General features: G+C 67.0%; 12 protein-coding genes. 7 read left to right on the top strand and 5 right to left on the bottom strand.

Annotated features, from left to right (window positions below):
- The first annotated feature begins 11 nt into the window (after positions 1 to 11).
- The 3 genes from F8O09_RS02545 to F8O09_RS02535 all read left to right on the top strand — a co-directional run bounded on the left by F8O09_RS02545 (position 12) and on the right by F8O09_RS02535 (position 6,796).
- Positions 12 to 4,724, top strand: coding sequence for an ATP-dependent helicase (locus tag F8O09_RS02545; protein WP_158053828.1), 4,713 nt, complete (start codon positions 12 to 14; stop codon positions 4,722 to 4,724).
- Positions 4,724 to 5,515 carry a DNA-formamidopyrimidine glycosylase family protein gene (locus tag F8O09_RS02540; RefSeq protein WP_158053827.1) on the top strand — a complete coding sequence of 264 codons (792 nt, stop codon included), beginning with the start codon at positions 4,724 to 4,726 and terminating at the stop codon, positions 5,513 to 5,515. Before F8O09_RS02545 ends, F8O09_RS02540 begins: the two co-directional genes overlap by 1 nt.
- Positions 5,516 to 5,620: 105 nt before the next feature.
- A complete protein-coding gene (locus F8O09_RS02535; protein ID WP_158053826.1) occupies positions 5,621 to 6,796 on the top strand; it encodes a polysaccharide deacetylase family protein in 1,176 nt (391 codons plus the stop codon).
- A gap of 66 nt (positions 6,797 to 6,862) precedes the next feature.
- On the opposite strand, the gene F8O09_RS02530 is transcribed toward F8O09_RS02535, so the two are convergent.
- Positions 6,863 to 7,915, bottom strand: a complete 1,053-nt coding sequence (locus F8O09_RS02530) for a zinc-dependent alcohol dehydrogenase family protein (RefSeq protein ID WP_158031153.1) — start codon at positions 7,913 to 7,915, stop codon at positions 6,863 to 6,865.
- Between the two features lie 356 nt (positions 7,916 to 8,271).
- On the opposite strand from F8O09_RS02530, the gene F8O09_RS02525 reads away from it, so the two are divergent.
- The 4 genes from F8O09_RS02525 (at position 8,272) to F8O09_RS02510 (ending at position 11,742) form a co-directional block, all read left to right on the top strand.
- Positions 8,272 to 9,441, top strand: a complete 1,170-nt coding sequence (locus tag F8O09_RS02525) for an LLM class flavin-dependent oxidoreductase (RefSeq protein WP_158053825.1) — start codon at positions 8,272 to 8,274, stop codon at positions 9,439 to 9,441.
- Positions 9,428 to 9,970 carry a MarR family winged helix-turn-helix transcriptional regulator gene (locus F8O09_RS02520; RefSeq protein ID WP_225732819.1) on the top strand — a complete coding sequence of 181 codons (543 nt, stop codon included), beginning with the start codon at positions 9,428 to 9,430 and terminating at the stop codon, positions 9,968 to 9,970. The genes F8O09_RS02525 and F8O09_RS02520 overlap by 14 nt, the downstream gene beginning before the upstream one ends.
- Positions 9,971 to 9,985: 15 nt before the next feature.
- Positions 9,986 to 10,777, top strand: coding sequence for a CE1759 family FMN reductase (locus tag F8O09_RS02515; RefSeq protein WP_225732818.1), 792 nt, complete (start codon positions 9,986 to 9,988; stop codon positions 10,775 to 10,777).
- A 176-nt stretch (positions 10,778 to 10,953) separates the two neighbouring features.
- Entirely contained in the window at positions 10,954 to 11,742 is a 789-nt protein-coding gene (locus F8O09_RS02510; RefSeq protein ID WP_158053823.1) for an isocitrate lyase/PEP mutase family protein, read from the top strand.
- An 82-nt stretch (positions 11,743 to 11,824) separates the two neighbouring features.
- On the opposite strand, the gene F8O09_RS02505 is transcribed toward F8O09_RS02510, so the two are convergent.
- From F8O09_RS02505 to F8O09_RS02490, 4 genes are read right to left on the bottom strand one after another with little or no spacing between them, the layout of a single operon-like run.
- Positions 11,825 to 12,670 carry a GTP pyrophosphokinase family protein gene (locus tag F8O09_RS02505; protein WP_158042590.1) on the bottom strand — a complete coding sequence of 282 codons (846 nt, stop codon included), beginning with the start codon at positions 12,668 to 12,670 and terminating at the stop codon, positions 11,825 to 11,827.
- Between the two features lie 10 nt (positions 12,671 to 12,680).
- A complete protein-coding gene (gene dnaE, locus F8O09_RS02500) occupies positions 12,681 to 16,043 on the bottom strand; it encodes a DNA polymerase III subunit alpha (protein ID WP_158053822.1) in 3,363 nt (1,120 codons plus the stop codon).
- 5 nt (positions 16,044 to 16,048) lie between these two features.
- The gene (locus F8O09_RS02495) at positions 16,049 to 16,390 is read right to left on the bottom strand and encodes a DUF6504 family protein (RefSeq protein WP_158053821.1); all 342 of its coding nucleotides are present in this window, start codon (positions 16,388 to 16,390) and stop codon (positions 16,049 to 16,051) included.
- A gap of 43 nt (positions 16,391 to 16,433) precedes the next feature.
- Complete coding sequence (locus F8O09_RS02490; RefSeq protein ID WP_158053820.1) at positions 16,434 to 17,153, bottom strand: DUF6226 family protein; 720 nt, start codon at positions 17,151 to 17,153, stop codon at positions 16,434 to 16,436.
- Positions 17,154 to 17,176 lie beyond the last annotated feature (23 nt).

Below are 17,176 nucleotides of genomic sequence, written 5' to 3'. Positions count from 1 at the left end.
AGGATGACTGCATGACATCGGACGCACAGATCGGGGCAGTCGCGCCGTTCTCCGAGCCCACCCGAGCCTGGTTCGACTCGGCCTTCGCGGCGCCGACCGATGCTCAGGTGGGGGCCTGGCAGGCGATCGAACGAGGCAGGCACACACTGGTCGTGGCACCGACCGGGTCGGGCAAGACGCTCGCGGCGTTTCTCTGGTCGATCGACCGGCTCGTGCGCGAGCGCCGATCTGCCCGTGCCGATGCCGATCCGCCTGAGTCCGCAACCGCAGCGGCGCCAGGCGTGCGCATTCTCTATGTCTCACCCATGAAGGCGCTGGGCGTCGACGTCGAGCGAAACCTGCGCGCACCTCTGATCGGCATCGGCCAGGCCGCCGAGCGTCTGGGCGAGACACTGCCGCCGATCACGGTCGGCGTGCGCTCGGGCGACACGACGCCCAAAGAGCGGCGCCGTCTCGTGACACACCCGCCCGATGTGCTGATCACCACGCCTGAGTCGCTCTATCTGATGCTCACCAGCAAGGCGGCCGAGACGCTGCGCACAGTGCACACGGTCATCGTCGATGAGATCCATGCGCTCGCCGACGACAAACGTGGTGCGCATCTCGCGCTCTCACTCGAACGTCTCGAGGGGCTGCTCGAGACGTCGCCGCAGCGCATCGGCCTGAGCGCGACGGTGCGTCCGATCGATGCCGTCGCAAGATTCCTGGGCGGCTCGCGGCCGGTGCAGGTGGTTGCGCCCGACCGCCGTCGGCGATTCGATCTGACGGTTGAGGTGCCTGTCGACGACATGTCGAACCCGCCGATGCCCGAAAGCGTGGCATCGGCTGGCGACCGGGGCGAGGGAGCCGCTTCGAGCGGCCCCGACGCCGTTGCGAACGACGACGGCGAGCACAGAGTGGGGTCGATGTGGCCGGCGATCGAGGCGTCACTGCTGAAACGCATCCGGAGCGTGCGCTCGGCGATCGTGTTCGCCAACTCCCGACGGCTCGCAGAGCGTGTCACCGCCCGGCTCAACGAGCTGGACGCCCAGATGCAGAGCGTCGATGCCGAGGTCGAACCGCTGGCACGGGTGCATCACGGGTCGGTTTCGAAAGACCAGCGAGCCGAAGTCGAAGAGGCGCTCAAGAGCGGGCGGCTGCGGTGCGTGGTGGCTACCTCGAGCCTCGAACTCGGCATCGACATGGGGCTCGTCGACCTCGTCGTGCAGATCGACGCCCCGCCGTCAGTGGCCAGCGGACTTCAACGGGTCGGACGAGCGGGGCACCAGGTCGACGGCATCTCGCGTGCGGTGTTCTATCCGACGCATCGCCAGCAGCTGCTTGAGACCGCCATCGTCACCGAGCGTATGCTCGCCGGCGAGATCGAACACCTGCACATGCCGGCGAACCCGCTCGACGTGCTCGCTCAGCAGACGGTGGCCGCGGCCTCGGTCGAGACGCTTGACGTCGAAGCCTGGTTCGAGACCGTGCGACGTGCGGCGCCGTTCGCGTCGCTGCCGCGCAGCGCATACGTGGCCACTCTTGACCTGCTCTCCGGGCGGTATCCGTCCAGCGAGTTCGCAGAGCTGCGCCCGCGCGTGCTGTGGGATCGTGACGCCCAGACGCTCGAAGCGCGACCAGGCGCCAAACGGCTGGCGATCACCAGCGGGGGAACGATTCCCGATCGCGGACTGTTCCGGGTCGTGGCGGTGACCGGCGACGAGGGCGGCGGCACCAGAGTGGGCGAGCTCGACGAAGAGATGGTCTATGAGTCGCGTGTCGGCGACGTCTTCACACTGGGCACGACCTCGTGGCGCATTCGCGAGATCACGCATGACCGCGTCAACGTCGTGCCCGCTTTCGGGCAGCCAGGCCGCATGCCGTTCTGGCGCGGTGACAGCGCCGCTCGGCCGGCCGAACTCGGAGAGGCTCTCGGCGAGATGCTGCGCGGGCTCGAAGACGATGGAGCCGCCGAACGGCTGCAGCGGGCCGGGCTCGATCGACGAGCGGTGCAGAACGCGCTGGCCTATCTGGCCGAACAGCGCGAGGCGACCGGTATGGTGCCGACTGATCGGGCGCTCACGGTCGAACGCACCCGCGACGACGTGGGCGACTGGCGACTGGTGCTCGAATCTCCCTATGGCCAGGCGGTGCATGCACCGTGGGCGCTGGCCGTCACCGCACGGGTGAGAGAGCAGCTCGGCATCGAAGGCAGCGCCATTGCGAGCAACGACGGCATCATCGTTCGCATCCCTGACACCGAGAGCACGCCGCCGGGGGCGGAGCTCTTCGTGTTCGACCCCGACGAGATCCGCTCGATCGTCACCGCCGAGGTGAGCGGGTCTGCGCTCTTCGCAGCTCGCTTTCGCGAGTGCGCCGCGAGAGCGCTGCTGCTCGGGGCGTCCAAACCCGGCAGCCGGTCACCGCTGTGGCAGCAGCGCCAGCGTTCGGCCCGACTGCTCGAGATCGCCGCACGGCATCCGCAGTTTCCGATCGTGCTCGAGACTGTGCGCGAGTGTCTGCAAGACGTCTATGACATCGACGCGCTCGTCGGCCTGATGCAGCGTGTCGACTCGCGTCGCGTGCGTCTGCGCGAGGTCGCCTGCGAGCTGCCCTCGCCCTTCGCGAGGTCGATGCTCTTCGGCTATGTCGGCGAGTTCATGTACGAGGGCGATCAGCCCCTGGGCGAGCGCCGCATCGCTGCGCTGACGGTCGACCCGCAGCTGCTGCGCGAGCTGCTGGGCGAGGTGGAGCTGCGCGAGCTGCTCGACCCCGAAGCGGTGACCGACGTCGAGGCCGAGCTGCAGCGCACGGCTCCCGCCTTCCGTGTGCACGGTGTCGAGGGCGTCGCCGACCTGCTGCGGATGCTCGGGCCGCTGAGCACGGCAGAGGTGCACGCCCGCCTCGCCGAGGCGTCGCCTGCGGCAGCCGAGCTGTTGGGCGAACTCGAAAACGCGCGACGTGCGATCCGTGTGCGCATCGCCGGCGCCGAGGTCTGGGCGGCTGTCGAAGACGCCGGCCTGCTGCGCGACGCACTGGGCACAGCGCTGCCGGTCGGCGTCGCCGATGCCCACACGAAACCTGTCTCCGATCCGCTGCGCGAACTGGTCGTGCGGTGGGCCGCCACCAACGGACCGTTCACCGCACCAGCGGTGGCCACGCATTTCGGGCTCGGCACGGCGGTGGTACGGGGCGCTCTGGAGCGTCTCGTCGTCGAAGGGCTGCTCCTGCGCGGCCGATTCCGCCCGCAGCACGCGGCCGCCGCCGACGTCGATGACGACGTCGAATGGGTGCATCGCGACGTGCTGCGTCGGCTGCGGTCGCGCAGCCTGGCGAAGCTGCGCGGCAGCATCGAACCGGTGCCGCAGCACGCCTTCGCGATGTTCCTGAGCGACTGGCAGGGCTGCTCGAACCAGCAGCGAGGTCTCGACGGTCTGCTCTCGGTGATCGAACAGCTCGCCGGTCTGCCGTTGGCTGCCTCGACGCTTGAGACGATGGTGCTGCCACAGCGTGTCGCAGACTACACACCCGCGATGCTCGACGAGCTGATCGCCTCCGGTCAGGTGCTGTGGGTGGGGGAGGGCGAGCTGCCGGGTCATGACGGGCGCGTCAGCCTGCATCTGGCCGACACCCTCGATCTCACGCGGCAGACCTCCGATGACTCCGACGGCAGCGACAAGCCATCGGGGCTGTCAGAGCTGATCGCCGACGTGCTCGGCGACGACGGCGCGCTCTTCGCCCACCAACTGCGTGAGCGTCTGATCGCACGGGGTGCACAATTCTCGACCGAGCAGCTGACCGCCGCAGTCTGGGAGCTCGCATGGGCCGGGGCGATCACGACCGACAGCCTCGGTCCGCTGCGGGCGACGGTCAGCGGAACCCATGCCGCGCAGAAGACGCGCACTCGCCCGAGTGCCGGCCGCAGCATCCGCCGGGGCGCGTTCGCGCGCGTGCGCGAGGCCAGAGCCCACGACCAGACCGTCGGCGGGGGCGATTCGAGCATGCGCACCGGAGCGGCACACGCCGCTGCGACCGAACCGAGACTGGCCGGGCGCTGGGCACTGGTGCCGCACAGCACCGCCGAGCGGGCAGAGCGTCTCTCGGCGCAGGCGGGGCTGCTGCTCGATCGCTACGGGGTGGTGACGCGCGGGTCTGTCATGGCCGAGGGATTTCCGGGCGGCTTCGCCCAGGTGTATCAGCTGCTTGCCGAGTTCGAGCGCGGCGGCTACTGCCGTCGCGGCTACCTGATCGACGGCCTCGGCGGAGCCCAGTTCGCGGCATCGGGCACCGTCGATCGACTGCGGGAGTTCGCAGATCTGCACGTCTCGTCATCGGGGCAGGCGCTGACGCTGTCGGCGACCGATCCGGCGAACCCGTTCGGGGCGGCACTGCCCTGGCCAGAAGCGGAATCGGCCGACTCGGGGCGCCCGAAGCGCAACCCTGGCGCGCTGGTCACCATCGTCGACGGCGAGCCTGTGCTCTACCTTGAGCGCGGCGGTCGCACCGCCGTCTCGTTCGTCTCAGCAGAAGCGGCCTCGGCCGACGACCCGGCGCAGCGACAGACGCGCCGCGAGTCCGCAGCACGCTCCCTGGTCGAAACCGTGCAGAGCCGACACCTGGCGACGTTCACCGTGCTGAAGATCGACGGCGAGCCCGTCGGCGGCTCGGCCTGGCGGCGACCGCTGATCGACGCCGGATTCGAAGAGACGCCACGGGGCCTGATACTGCGCAGGCGGGTGCGCTGATGCCAGAAGGAGACACTGTCTACCGCACCGCACGTGCGCTCGACGAGGCGCTGCACGGGCAGACGCTCACCCGGTTCGATGTGCGGGTGCCGCGGGCGGCGACGGTCGATCTGGCCGGGTGCCGGGTCGACCGTGTGACCTGCTACGGCAAGCACATCCTGCATCACATCGGCGACTACACGCTGCATTCGCATCTGCGCATGGAGGGGCGGTGGGACCGCTACCGGCCCGGACAGCGCTGGCGATCGCCCGGCTATCAGGCACGAGCCGTGCTGGCCACTGAGACGATCGTGACGGTCGGCTTCGAACTCGCCGAGGTTCGCGTCGTGCCGCGCGCCGAAGAGCACCTGCTGATCGACCATCTCGGGCCCGACCCGCTGAAGCCGCAGTGGGATCACGGCGGCCTCGAGGTTGCCGCCGAGAGGCTGTCAGCCGATGTGCGCCCGGTGCATGTCGCCCTGCTCGACCAGCGCAACGTCGCCGGGTTCGGCAACGAGTACGGCAATGAGATCTGCTTTCTGCGGGGCGTCGACCCGCACACCCCGGCGAATCAGGTGGACGCCTTGGCTGTGCTGCGCCTCGGCGCACGGATGATCCGTGCGAACCGCGACCGCGTCGAACGCACGACGACGGGCAACCGTCGGCGCGGCGAACGACTCTATGTCTGCTTTCGCGCCGGCCTGCCCTGTCGCCGATGCGGCGAGGAGATCCGCTTCGACCGTCTCGGTGCCGATGCGACGCGCCTGCGCGACGTGTACTGGTGCCCGCGCTGTCAGCCGAGGCGCGGCTGACCGGGCCGTCGTGTCGCAGACCCGGTTGTTACCAATTCGTGTTTGTCTCAGGCAGACTTGTGGCGGTTCGGGTGCACGGCGGCATTCGGGCGGAGGGGAACCAAAATGAGTCAGGCGCAGCGTCGCAGACGGTACCGACATGCCCGTGGTCGGCATCGTCTCGCCGAGATCCGTCTGCTGACAGCGGCTCTCGTCACGCTCACTGCGGCGCTCCTCGTCGTGGGGGCACTGATTCCGAGCGTCGGCCCGAAGCCTCCGCCGCTGGCGCAGGGCGGCCTGCCTGCGGGCGCCAGAGCTGATGGAGCCGACGGAGCGGGTGGAGCCGATGCGCCGAACTCAGCGGCGTCACGGGGCAGCAGCGCCGCTGGTGCCGATCGCTGCGAGATCTCATTCGTCGGCGACGACGTGCAGGAGCCTGCGGTCACCGAGGCCGCCGGCGAGCTCTATCATGATCTGCCGGTGCCGGATCGAACCGGCTGGGTGTTCGCCGGCTGGTATGCAGATGCCGCGAGCGCCGCATCCGCCGATCAGCGCGCCCGAATCAACGGAGCGCATCTGGTCGACTGCGCTGACGGCGAGCGCACGCTGCATGCGGCGTGGCAGACGCCGGATGCGGTGCGTGCGGCCGACGTGCGGGTGCCGATTCTGATGTATCACCAGTTCACGGCGAAGCCGGAGGGCGAGCGCGGTTGGCTGCGCCTGAACTATGCGTACATCGGTGACTTCGAGGATCACATCCGCTATATCGCCGAGAACGAGTACTACCTGCCGACCTGGGATGAGCTCGAGGCGTTCATCGACGGGCGTCTGGCGCTGCCGCGCAAGTCGGTGATCGTCACCGACGACGACGCAGACTCATCGTGGCTCGAACTCGCCGCGCCGATCGTCGAGCGGTATCAGGTTCTGGCGACGTCGTTCGTGATCACGAGCGCGCGCACCGAGGCAACGCCGAACCGCTTCGTGCTGCAGCGCTCGCACACGCACGATATGCACCGTGCCGGGGCGAACGGCAAGGGGCGCATGGTGAACGAGTCGGCCCAAGTCGTGGCGCAGGATCTGCAGACCTCAGCCGACATTCTTGGTGCGAAGGAGGTCATCGCCTATCCCTTCGGCCATCACAACGCCGTCGCAGAGCAGGGCGTACGGCAGGCAGGATTCGACCTCGCGGTCACCGTCGCCGGCGGCACGGTGCATCAGGGCAGCGACAAGCTCGCACTGCCGCGTGTGCGCATCGACTACGGCATGAAGCTCGCGACGGTGAAAGCCGTGCTGGCCCAGTGACGACTCGGGGCGTGCACGCCATATGTGGCTGTGCACGCCCCGAGCCTCGTGATGCGTGAAATCTACCTACTTCGAAAAGTCGGTGATGACGGTGACGCCGTTCACCTTGAATTCGTCCATGTCGTGATAGATCTTCTCGATGCCGTGCAGGTCGGTCTCGCCGGTGACGAGGTCGCCGGGGCGCAGCTTACCGGTGGCCACCTGGCTGAGCAGCAGGGGGAATTCCGAGCGTGGCATACCGAAAGATCCGAGGTACGAGACCTCATTGGCGATGATGTCGTTGACGGTGATCGGGATGTCTCCGGCTTTGCCCATGGCAGTCATGCCAATCTGCACGGCGCGGCCTTTGCGCTGCACACTGCGCAGTGAACTCTGCAGCGTGGCATTGATGCCGAGGGCGTCGATGCTGACGTGTGCGCCACCGTGCGTGAGCTCGCGCACAGCCTCGGCAGGGTCGGTCTCCAAGCTGTTGATGGTGTGCACGGCGCCGACCTTGCGGGCGAACTCGAGTTTGTCGGCGGCGATGTCAACGGCGATGACGTTGGCACCGGCCGCAGTGGCGATCTGGATGGCCGACAGGCCGACGCCTCCGGCTCCGTAGACCGAGACCCACTCGCCGGGCTTGACTTTGCCGACGCTGAGCACGCCGTGGTAGGCGGTCATGAAGCGGCATCCCATGCCGCTGGCCTGAGTGAACTCGACCTCGTCGGGCAGCGGGATCAGATTGAAGTCTGCGGTCGGCACGTGCGCGAACTGCGCGAAGCCGCCGTTGTAGGTGAATCCGGGCATGGTCTGATGGTCGCAGACGTTCGAGTCGCCCTCGAGGCAGTGCTGGCATGTGCCGTCACCACACGTGAACGGCACGATCACGCGATCGCCGACCTTGACCCGCGAGACGTTCTTGCCGATCTCGGTGACGATGCCGCTCATTTCGTGCCCGCCGATCATAGGCAGCGGAGCGAGAAAGCCCGTCCACTCGCCGCGCCAGCCGTGCCAGTCGGAGCGGCAGATGCCGCATGCCTGCACGTCGATGATCGCACCGTCATCGGTGAGCGTGGGCTCTGGGACGTCGGTGATGTTCAGCGGAGCGTTGAACTCCTCGAGTACTGCTGCTTTCATAATGTCCTCCCTGATTCTGCGTGCGTCGCTCGCGCGCCACTGGCGAATGTATCGAGTGGATGCATCGGCCGGGCGAGTGCGAAAGAGTCGCAATTGAGGTGGTTTCGGTTCATTCGGGCGGCAGGACATGCGCGACCAGAGCAGCTCGGTGTCTCAAAGTGAAACATCTGATGTGTCGTCTGAGGATCGACTGTGCTCCGCCCCAGTCATATCTATCCACTTGCATAAGTTGCAGATACAAGTAGAATGGCACCAAGCCGATAACCCGAGACATGCCGCCCAGATATGCCGCACCGATCACCGAGATCGCTGCAGCACCACGGCATCCCTCGGCCACACGATGAGAGGCGGCAGTCATGCAGTTCGGAATCTTCTCGGTCAGCGACATCACCCGCGACCCGGTCAGCGGCGAGACACCCAGCGAGGCGCAGCGCATCAAAGCGGCGGTCGCCATTGCGAAGAAGACTGAAGAGGTCGGCATGGACGTCTTCGCCATCGGCGAGCACCACAACCCGCCGTTCTTCTCGTCGGCGCCGACCACGCTGCTCGCCAGCATCGCCGCACAGACCGAGCGCATCGTGCTGAGCACGTCGACCACGCTGATCACCACGAACGATCCGGTGCGGCTGGCCGAAGAGTACGCCATGCTGCAGCACCTCTCAGACGGACGCATGGATCTGATGCTCGGACGCGGCAACACCGCGCCGGTCTACCCCTGGTTCGGCAAAGACATTCGCGAGTCGCTGCCGATGGCCCTCGAGAACTACAACCTGCTGCATCGGCTGTGGCGAGAGGACGTCGTCGACTGGCAGGGCAGGTACCGCACGCCGCTGCAGGGATTCACCTCGACACCGCGGCCGCTCGACGACGTGCCGCCCTTCGTCTGGCACGGCTCGATCCGCACACCTGAGATCGCCGAGCAGGCGGCCTACTACGGTGACGGCTTTTTCGCCAATAACATCTTCTGGCCCAAAGAGCACTACATGCGGCTGATCCGCATGTACCGGCAGCGCTTCGAGCACTACGGGCACGGCACGGCGGCCCAGGCGATCGTCGGCCTCGGCGGGCAGGCCTACATCGCGAAGCGCTCGCAGGATGCCGTGCGCGAATTCCGCCCGTACTTCGACAATGCGCCGGTCTACGGCAACGGGCCGACGATGGAGGACTTCACCCGCCAGACGCCGCTCAGCGTGGGCAGCCCGCAGGAGGTCATCGACAAGACGCTCACCTTCCGGGAGTCGTTCGGCGACTACCAGCGGCAGATGTTCCTGATGGATCACGCCGGCCTGCCTCTGACGACGGTGCTCGACCAGATCGAGCTGTTGGGCAGCGAGGTCGTGCCGGTGCTGCGGCGCGAGCTGGCCGCACGTCGGGCGCCCGACGTACCTGATGCCCCGACGCACGCCTCGCTGGTGCGGGCGAAGTACGGCGACGCCGAACCGCGCCAGCCTCGCCCGAATGCCAACCGCGGCGATAACGTCACCGGCGGCTCGCCTTACCAGGACACCGAAGATGCGCGCCGCTGAGCCGCTCGCGACCGGCGCCGATGCGATGGCCGACGCCGGGGCATCCACCGACAGCCGAGATGACGGCCGAAGCACGGCGCACGGGTCGGCGCGCATCGCGAACGAGGCGTGGGAGGCGCTGTTCCGCGCACAGGGCCGGCTGTTGCGCGTCTTCGAGGCCGACGACATCTGGCAGCAGGCGTCGCTCAACGAATACGACGTGCTCTACACACTCGCGAAGCAGCCGCACGGGCTCAGCATGGGCAGGCTGAACGCCAGCGTGATGCTCACACAGCCGACCCTCTCACGTCTCGTCGACCGTCTGGTCGGTCGTGGTCTGGTGAGTCGGCAGCGGATGCCGGACGACAGCCGGCGGGTCTGCGTCACGCTGACCGAGGAGGGACGCCGTGTGCAGCGGGCGGTCGGCCGGAGACATGGGCGGCTGGTGGCCGAACGTCTGAGTGCGGCGCTGAGCGACGTGGAGCTGGAGCAGCTGCGCGATCTGACGCGGCGGCTGATTCGATCGGTCGACGAAGACGACGAGAGATGAGTCGAGGCGAGTGAGGTGACTGCAGTGGACGAGACGAGCGAGCAGAGCGATGCAGGGCAGATGAGAACGACTGGTCGGTGCGTGGACGCGGCCGCCGAGCAGACACGACAGATCGTGGTGATCAGCGCAGGGGTGTCGCAGCCGTCGTCGACGCACCTGCTGGTCGATCAGTTCGTGCGGCGTGTGCTGCAGCGTGCCGAGGCAGCGCAGGCGGCCGTCGAGGTGCGTCAGGTGGAGCTGCGCCCGCTGGCGCAGCAGATCGTGCAGACGATGATCAGCGGCCTGCAGAGCGCCGAGATCGCACAGGCGATCGATCACCTGGCCGCAGCAGACGCGATCGTGGTCGCGACGCCGATCTACAAAGCGGGCATGAGCGGGCTGCTCAAGAGCTTTCTCGACATTCTCGATCAGGATCTGCTGCTGGCGAAGCCGACCGCGCTGCTGGCCACGGCCGGCACCGCACGGCACGCACTGGTGGTCGACGAGCAGCTGCGATCGACGATGGCGTTCTTCCGCGCGCTGACGATTCCGACCTCGGTGTTCAGCACATCAGAGGATTGGGGCTCGGCGAGCCTCGGCGGCAGACTCGACCGTGCGGCCAACGAACTGGTCGCACTGCTGGCCAGCGACGTCGCGCGTGCGATCACCGGCGGCGCCTGGCAGCACTATCAGCACGAGTTCGGATCGGTCGCCGAGCAGGCGACGGCCGAAAAGAGAAGAGACCCCGATGCAGGTGCGGCGAGTGACGCGTCTGCCGGGCTCGACTTCGACTCGGACATGATGCGGCTGGCCGCCGGCGGTCAGTGACCACGGGCAGGTCGGACGACTGACTGCTCGCTGTATACGGTGTTCGCGCAGAGAGGACACCCTGTCAGGATGCGCATCGGTGGGGCTAGCCTCGTGGCACATGGGTCGACGGCGAGACGTCGGCTCACAACCGGCTGACTCAACCGGATCGGCCGCCTGGACGAGAGGTGCAGACCATGAGCGAGACGACGAGAGACGAGACCGCACGCCGAGCCGAGACGCTCAGGGCGCTGCATCGTGACCCGAGCATTCTGCGGGTCGTCAACGTGTGGGATGCCATCACGGCCAAAGTGGTCTCAGATCTGCCCGGCACTCAGGCCCTGGCCACAGCGGGGCACTCCATCGCGGCCAGTCATGGTTTCTCTGACGGTGAGATTCCGCTCGACCTGCTGCTCGCTGCGACGGCCCGTATCGTGGCCGCGACCGACCTGCCCGTCAGCGCAGATCTCGACGACGGGCATGGCGATGCCGCAGAGACGGTTCGTCGTGCCATTGACATCGGCGTGGTGGGGGCCAATATCGAAGATCGGCTTCGACCTGTGGACGAATCAGCAGAGATGGTGCGTCGTGTGGTCGCCGCGGGGGAGAGCGCGGGAGTCGACTTTCAGCTGAACGCACGAACCGACGCGTTCGTGCTCGGCGGTGATCGACCGATCGACGTCGTGATCGACGATGCGATCTCACGCGGCCGGGCCTACCTCGACGCCGGAGCGGCGTTGGTCTTCGTGCCCGGTGTGCTCGACCGTGAGACGACCGAGCGGCTGGTGGACGGCATCGGAGAAAGACGCCTCAGCGTCATCGGGCTGCCAGGTGCGCTGAGTGCACGGGAATACGAACAGCTGGGTGTGGCACGCATCTCGTACGGGCCGATGACGCAGCGGCATGCCCTGCGCGCACTGCGTGATCTGGGCAACAGCCTCTATGACGACGGCGTGATCCCAGAAGACACACCCGAACTCAACTGACCGCGCCTGAGCGTGTGGCGGCAGGGCTTGAGCGGCGCCACGACGTCGAGCAGGGTCAGGCAGGCGAGTCTCGGGGTGAGGCTCACGTGGCGTCGCGGCCGTACCTCTGGCGCAGGTCTGCGAGACGGCTGATGAGATGGCTGCGCAGCGGCAGGCCGGGGGCCTCGGTGTTGGTCGCCGTGTGGCTGTCTCGTGGATGCGAGTGGAACAGATCGAGGTCGTCGTCGATCGTCTCTGCATCGTCGAGATCGTGCACCTGCTGGTGCAGGTCGGCCATGAGCTCGTCGAGGGCCGTGGCCTGCTGGGCTGACTCGTGCAGCTGACGCTCGATCTGTTCGGGAACGTCATGGCGGTATTTGTAGTAGATCTTGTGCTCGAGCGATGCCCAGAAGTCCATTGCGATGGTGCGGATCTGAATCTCGACGGTCACCGGCACCGTGCCTGACGAGAGGAACACCGGCACCGAGACGATCATATGCAGGCTTCGGTAGCCGTTGGGCTTGGGCTGATGCACATAGTCTTTGACCTGGATCACGGTGAGGTCGTCTTGGCGCAGCAGAGCGCGGTAGATCTGTTCGATGTCAGAGACGAAGCTGCACGTGATGCGCACGCCGGCGATGTCGGTGATCTCGGCGCGAATGGAGTCGAAGTCGGGAGCGATGCCTTTGCGCTCGATTTTGTCGAGCAGGCTCTCTGGCGATTTGAGTCGGGACTTCACGTGCTCGATCGGGTTCTCGCTGTGCAGGTGGGCGAATTCGTCACGGAGAATGTTCACTTTGGTGAGAACCTCGTCGATGGCGAACTTGTACTGCAGCAGAAAGCCGGTGAACTGCTTTCTGAGATGACGCCAGTGAGCGACGTCGTCGTCGCCCAGCAGCGTCAGATCCTGGGTGGCGATGCGAGGTACGAGCTCGTAGTCAGCGGTCATGAGATACACGTTAGCCTGCCGTTCTCAGCAGAGACTGTGGATCGCGCTGCTGCCGGGTTCTTGAGCCCTGGTCGTCGGTCTGCTGCTGCGCCTGCACGTCGACGAGATTCCACGCCATCGACCCCGTGACGCTGATGCCTCTTGCTCCGCTGCGGCGGGTGACTCCTCGTACGAGCATCAATTGGGTGCGAAAGACTCCGCTGCGGATGCGCTCTTGGGCCTCAGCGAAGAAGACGATGTTGCTCACCCCGGTGCCGTCGTCGAGTGAGACGAACACCACTCGGCGGCCTCCGCGCATCGGAGGAGTGTTCGTCGCACGGCGCACCCCGGCTACCAGCACCTCGCTGCCACCGGGCAGGCCGACGAGATCACGCGCCGGGGTCACGCCCAAACGCCGGAACAGCGGGTGGAAGCGCGAGACCACGTGGTGCTCGACGCCGATGCCGAGATGCTCGATCTCAAGATCGGTCGGGGTGCGCGCGTGCAGGTCGGTCACGGGCGCCGCTGCATGATGAATGGTCGGCAGATCAAGGTCGAAGGCCAGCTGCCGAGGCGGAATGCGTATGGGTGTGGCGGTGATCGACCTGATCAGAGCGAGCAGCTCATGACGTCGTCTGGGATCACGCCCGATGAACGCGTCGAGCGCGCCGACTCTGGCCAGTGCCTCGAACGTGCTGCGACGAGGGCGCACGCGATCGCGAAAGTCCTGCAGATTCGCAAAAGGCTGATGCGCGACCAGTCGCTCCTGCTCGGCTCGAGTGCTGCCGACCAGCTCGGCCACCGACACCCGGATGCCCAGACTCGGGGCCTGGCGATCGGGCAGCCGCTCGACCCGGTAGTCGAGCCCGGAACGCTGCACGTCGAGCGGCAGCAGCGGGACGCCCAGGCGACGTGCCTCGGAGAGCAGCAGGTCTTTGGGCCACATGCCCGGGTCGTGGGTCAGCAGACCGGCGAGGAACTCGGCCGGATGATGGGTCTTCAGCCAGGCGGACTGATAGGTGGGCAGGGCGAAGGCCGCACCATGCGCCTTCGCGAAGCCGAAGCTGGCGAACCCCCGCAGCATCCGCCAGCAACGATCGGTCACCGACGACGGGATGCCTCGCAGCGACGCATTGCGAAAGACCATCTGCTCGATCTGGTCGAGCTGCTGATCGTCGGCCATTGCGCGGCGGAGCACATCGGCCTTCGCCAGACCGCAGCCGGTGAGCTCGTCGAGCAGACGCATCACCTGCTCGTGGAAGACCACGACTCCCATCGTCTCTCGCAGAATCGGATCGATGCGCGGGTGAATGACCGCCGGAGACACTTCGCCGTGACGAGCCTGCAGATACTGCAGCGGCATGTTGTTCTTCATCGGGCCGGGCCGGAACAGGCTGATGTCGACAGTGAGGTCGTTGAACTGCTCGGGCTGCAGCTTGCCGACCAGCTCCATCTGCCCTGGTGACTCGATCTGGAAGATGCCCAAGGTGTGCGTCGAGCGAATCGTCTCGAAGGTCGCCGGGTCGTCGAGCGGCAGGGCGTCGAGATCGAGCGGCGTCTCGTGCAGCCGATTCACCTCGCTCACCGCATAGGCCATCGCTGACTGCATTCGCACGCCGAGCACGTCGAGCTTGATGAGCCCCATCGGGTCGACACTGTGCTTGTCGAACTGCGACATGGGCAGCCCGATGCCCGAGGGTTGCACCGGGGTGCGGTCGAGCAGCGAGAGGTCGGAGACAATGACCCCGCAGGGATGCATGGAGATGTGTCTCGGCAGGGCGTCGAGACGCTCGGTGGCGTCGACGAGCAGATCAAGCTGCGGGCTGGTGCGCACCTGCTCGGCGAAGTCGGCGAGTTCGGGCTTCTCTGCCAGCGCCCGCCGAAAGCTGCCGGCGCTGAACCTCCACAGTTCTTTGGCGATCGCGTCGATGCGCTCGGCCTCGATGCCCAGAGCGAGCCCGGCATCGCGCACCGCGCCACGGGAGCGATAGGTGTTCGTCATCGACATCAGCGTCACCCGCTGGTCGCCGAACTCGGTGAAGATGCGCCGGTAGACGTCATGGCGCCGGGCAGACTCGACGTCGAGATCGATGTCGGGCAGCGTGCGGCGCTCGGGCGAGAGAAAACGTTCCCAGAGCAGCCCGTTGTCGAGCGGTTCGACGCCTGAGATGCGCAGCAGATAATTCAGCATCGAGCCGACCCCAGACCCACGGGCCTGCACCCGCACCCCCATCTCGCGAATCAGGTCGACGACTTTGGCGACGGTCAGAAAGTACGGGGCGAACCCCAACGTCTTGATGTCGGCGAGCTCATGATCGAGACGATCGTGCACCGCATGCAGACGGGCGGGGTCTGCCTGGGCGTACCGATCGGGGACAGCAGCTCGAGCGCGCATGGTCAGCGCGCGCATTGGGTCTCCTTCGATTCCGATTACATCGGCCTCGGGCATGCGCGGATGCCCCCAGCCGAGATCGACTTCGGGGTCGAGCGCGCACCGTTCGGCGAGACGCTCGGTGGCGGCGAGCAGATCTGTCGCGGTGGTCGTGTGGTCGCTCACGTCGACGACCATGCGGGCAATGCGCCGCATGGCGGAGGCCGGCTTCAGCCAGGCCTGTCCGGTGGCGGTGAGGCGACGGTCGCGGTCGAGGTCGTCGAGCGGCAGCAGCGTACGCGCAGAGTCTGAGATGTCTGCGGTGGCTGCCTCATCTGGCTCGCCGTATCGAACCTGATTGGTGAGTACGGCCGTGAGCCCATGCGCCTCGGCCAGCGAGAGCATCCGTGTGGCCGGTGTGACGCTGCCGGGCTGTCCCGGCTCGGCCAGCCAGCACACCACCTCGACGGCCAGCAGCTCGCGCGGCACCAGTCGGCACCAGGCGCGCAGCGCCGCACGAGCCTCGGGCAGCCGGCGCGCCTCGACCAGCCGGCCGACGTCGCTGGACGGGCCGAGCAGCACGCTCAGGTGCGGCCGTTCGCGCAGCAGCTCGCTGAGCGCGTCACGGCTGAGCGAAGGGGCCGAAGAACGGCGCGCTCTCGGGCCGGGATCGTGTGCAGCGGTCACCATGCGGCACAGCGCGGCATAGCCTTGGCCATGCCCGGCCTGTGCCCACTGCGTGGAGTCGCTGCGGCCGACTGCGCCATGGGCGAGCAGCACGACACGGCCAAGCGGTTCAGCCAGACTGCCATGCACGGCGAGATCTGCGCCCAGGATCGGCGCGAGCGCCGCATCTCGGCAGGCCTGCACATGGGCCACCGCACCATAGACCCCGTCTCTGTCGGTGAGGGCGAGACGTTCGGCGTCGGCGCTCGACGCCAGCTCGGCGAGGCGTCTCGGGGTGGTGCAGCCGTAGTGCGTGGAGAAGCCCGAATGCACGTGCAGGTGTGTGAACGGAGGCATGCCGGTCACTCCCAGACGAGCTGGAGTCGCCAGCCGTCGTCAGGCAGGCGCAGCAGGTCGTAGGTGTGAAAGTCGTCGCCCGTGCACGAGGCATCGACGCGCCAGAGCTCCTGATCGACGCGCTGACGGGGTGCGCAGGCTGTTGCCGCTGCGCTCGTCGTCGGATGAGCGCTCACCGCGCTCGCAGCGGGGGAGGACTGAGATGCGCACCACCAGCGCCTTCGGTGAAAGAAGCTCTGCGGCACCCCGACGATCTCGTACTCGAAACGGCGCCAGACGAAACTGCGCGGCTCGCCCTCGTGCGAGAGCTCGACGGTGATCGCCTCATCGATCTTGCGTGGCATCATGGCCTCCTGCTGTGCTCACTGGTTCGAACATATGTTCGAATGATCACAGCGTAGAGGTGCCCTCCGACATCGGCAACGACGACTGATGGTCGCACGCCTGCGCGCGCCGATCACGCTTCGGCCATGGCATCCACCGGCCGTTCGGGCTGACCGCACCGAGCACGTCAAGTCGGGCGCGGGTTCGTGCCAGCAGATCGCCAGGAACGTCTTCTGCACGAGACTGCTGACCGCTCTCGGCTGACCCGTCAGCAGCGCGAAGCTGCCAGGAGACGGTCTGGCCCATACCTTTCTCGATGCCGCGACTCAGGCTGAAGCTCCATCTGGCGCGACGCGGTTCGCTTACGTTCTCGGCGAGGCCGCCCTCTGCGATTGCGAGCGTCTGCCACCTGAGTTCGTCTGCGCAGCCCTCCCACGTCTCGGCGCAGGCGTCGCACCCGCACGAGGGATAGAACTCGTCGAAAAGCGCGCCGGCGTATATCCGAACACCTGGGAAGTCCGTGAGGACGATCACCATCGGTGCGCAGGCGTCGTCATTCGGTGTCAGCCGCACCGCTTGCACGGTCTCGGCTGCGGTCGGTGCGTTCAGCAGTTCGGCGGTGACCGCGAATCCGTCTTCACGACGCACGTCGTAGACCGACGTCAAATGCTCGATGAGCTCTGTCGCCACCGTGTGCAGCGGAGCGAATCGATCCGGGTCGCTGAAGACGCTGAGACCGACGGCTGGTGACGCCGCGGTGCGGTCAGAGCGTGAGAGCCGGAACATAGGGCCATTCTTCCGCTTTTCCG

Source organism: Pseudoclavibacter sp. CFCC 11306, assembly GCF_008831235.1.
In the GTDB taxonomy this organism is placed as follows: Bacteria; Actinomycetota; Actinomycetes; order Actinomycetales; family Microbacteriaceae; genus Pseudoclavibacter_A.
Note: the sequence above shows the minus strand (reverse complement) of the source record. Positions and strands in the feature narration are given on the sequence as shown.

Excerpts from the sequence above, each read along its gene's own strand:
- F8O09_RS02520 (WP_225732819.1), top strand. The coding sequence starts at position 9,428 with ATGCGCGCCGCTGAGCCGCTCGCGACCGGCGCCGATGCGATGGCCGAC.
- F8O09_RS02505 (WP_158042590.1), bottom strand. The coding sequence starts at position 12,670 with ATGACCGCTGACTACGAGCTCGTACCTCGCATCGCCACCCAGGATCTG.
- F8O09_RS02490 (WP_158053820.1), bottom strand. The coding sequence starts at position 17,153 with ATGTTCCGGCTCTCACGCTCTGACCGCACCGCGGCGTCACCAGCCGTC.
- F8O09_RS02535 (WP_158053826.1), top strand. The coding sequence starts at position 5,621 with ATGAGTCAGGCGCAGCGTCGCAGACGGTACCGACATGCCCGTGGTCGG.
- dnaE (WP_158053822.1), bottom strand. The coding sequence starts at position 16,043 with ATGCCTCCGTTCACACACCTGCACGTGCATTCGGGCTTCTCCACGCAC.
- F8O09_RS02545 (WP_158053828.1), top strand. The coding sequence starts at position 12 with ATGACATCGGACGCACAGATCGGGGCAGTCGCGCCGTTCTCCGAGCCC.
- F8O09_RS02525 (WP_158053825.1), top strand. The coding sequence starts at position 8,272 with ATGCAGTTCGGAATCTTCTCGGTCAGCGACATCACCCGCGACCCGGTC.
- F8O09_RS02540 (WP_158053827.1), top strand. The coding sequence starts at position 4,724 with ATGCCAGAAGGAGACACTGTCTACCGCACCGCACGTGCGCTCGACGAG.
- F8O09_RS02530 (WP_158031153.1), bottom strand. The coding sequence starts at position 7,915 with ATGAAAGCAGCAGTACTCGAGGAGTTCAACGCTCCGCTGAACATCACC.
- F8O09_RS02510 (WP_158053823.1), top strand. The coding sequence starts at position 10,954 with ATGAGCGAGACGACGAGAGACGAGACCGCACGCCGAGCCGAGACGCTC.
- F8O09_RS02495 (WP_158053821.1), bottom strand. The coding sequence starts at position 16,390 with ATGATGCCACGCAAGATCGATGAGGCGATCACCGTCGAGCTCTCGCAC.